The organism is Nonomuraea antimicrobica, from assembly GCF_039536965.1.
GTDB lineage: Bacteria > Actinomycetota > Actinomycetes > Streptosporangiales > Streptosporangiaceae > Nonomuraea > Nonomuraea antimicrobica.
Window position 1 is genome coordinate 1 of record NZ_BAAAZP010000299.1, and the last position, 1,705, is coordinate 1,705.

General features: G+C 64.6%; 1 protein-coding gene. It reads right to left on the minus strand.

Going from position 1 to position 1,705, the window contains the following annotated elements:
- Nucleotides 1-120: 120 nt before the first annotated feature.
- Nucleotides 121-1,705: phage tail protein (locus ABD844_RS52870; RefSeq protein ID WP_344897921.1), on the minus strand; the 1,585-nt coding region annotated here is incomplete at its 5' end.

Here is a 1,705-nt window from a genome sequence, read left to right on the forward strand (position 1 = left end):
CCGCCCACACGATCGGCTCTCACGTCAACCCCCGAAGGACTTCCGAAGTCGACCACTTAGTGCGCCAGCACCCCGCGGGATGATCGAGCGGAACACCATCCAGAGAGTACGACGGCACGGTCAGATCACCCCCAAGGCACCCGCGAGCTGCAAGCCCCTGTTGACGGTGGCCGAGCTGGGTTCGGCCTGCGGATAGTAGTTCGTCTGATGGATGACAGTCCGCCCGGCCAGACCACCGCCTGCCATGCCGGACGGCACACTGACCCCAGGCACAGCCATGGATGGCATGACCGTGCCTGCGGCCATCGCGGTCATCCGGTCGAGCTGCGTACGCACCAGCCCTGACGCTTGCCGGATACCGACAGCCATACCGGCAGGTAGCATGCGGCCCATCTGCATGAACACCTTCGAAGGGCTGCTGATACCGAGTGCGTCTTGCACCCAGCCGGGCAGGATGTTCTTGAAGAAGTCAAGGATCTTGCCCTTGAGCCAGCCTGCGAGTTGCTGGATTCCGTCCCAGAGTCCGTTGAGCAGGTCTTTTCCGGCGCTGATCATGGTTTCGCCGAGGTTCGTTACGGCCTTGACCACGACGTCGAGGGCGCCCTTGAAATCGCCCTTGAAGAGCCGGACTATGGCCTCAACCAGGGAGATCACTACGGGCAGAACGGCTGTCGTGATCTTGATCAGTGGAGGCAGGATCGGCAGGACGGCCTTGAGGACGACCCCCCAGGCTTCGGCCATGAAACTGATAACGGGGACCAGTTCCGTGATCAAGCTGAGCACGGGTGGCAGTAGATCCGTCGCTATCTGCAGCAGCGGCGGAAGGAGTGTTTTGAGAGCCATTGCTAGGATCTGTCCGAATTGCACTGCCAGTGGAGCCGTTGCCGCTGCAACTTTCGCAATCGCTGCCGACAAGATCGGCAGCACGGGCTGCAGGCTGCCTGCGAGCGCGGCGATCACGGGACCCAAAATCGAACTGAGGTTCGACAGGGCTGCGCCGAGAACCTGGCCCAGAATCCCAGCCAACTGGCCGATCACCGGTAGCAGCGGAGCCACCGCAGCAAACGCAGCCGACAGCCCCTGACCAAGCGCCAGCAGTCCCGCTTGCAGCTCTGGCGAGGCGAACGCCTTACTCAGCATCTCAGCCACGACCGTCAGCCCAGGACCGAGCGCGGCCAGGGCCGGCCCGAGCGCAGACACCGCGGCGGCCAGTCCGGGACCCAAGGCGGTCGCGATGTTGGCAATGTGCGGCGCGATCTGCGCGACCGCACCACCCAAAGCCTGAAAGATCGGGCCGAGGGCGCCTGCGACCTGGCTCAGGCTCTGGAAGATCGTGACCAAGACGCGCTGACCTTCAGCGCTGGCCAGGAACTCGTTGAGCTTGCCCAGGATCTGGCCGAGAACGCCGAGCGCGCTCACACCCCCGGTCTGCATCGCCGTGAAGATCGACGAGACGATCCCCTTCAGGCTGCTTCCGATAGTGCCGAGTTGCTGGAACACCTGCACGGCGCCCTGCATCCACGACAACGCTTGCCCGGACGCCGCGGCGTTGGACAGGAACTCGCCGAACCTCTGCGCCGCCGAGGCGATCCCCGGGACGAGGCCGACCGAGAAGTTCGCGCCCACCACGGCCAGGTCACGAAACCCGGCTAGCAGAGGCTGCACGGCCGGGAGAAGGCCCTGGATCGCCCGCTGAGTCCCATCG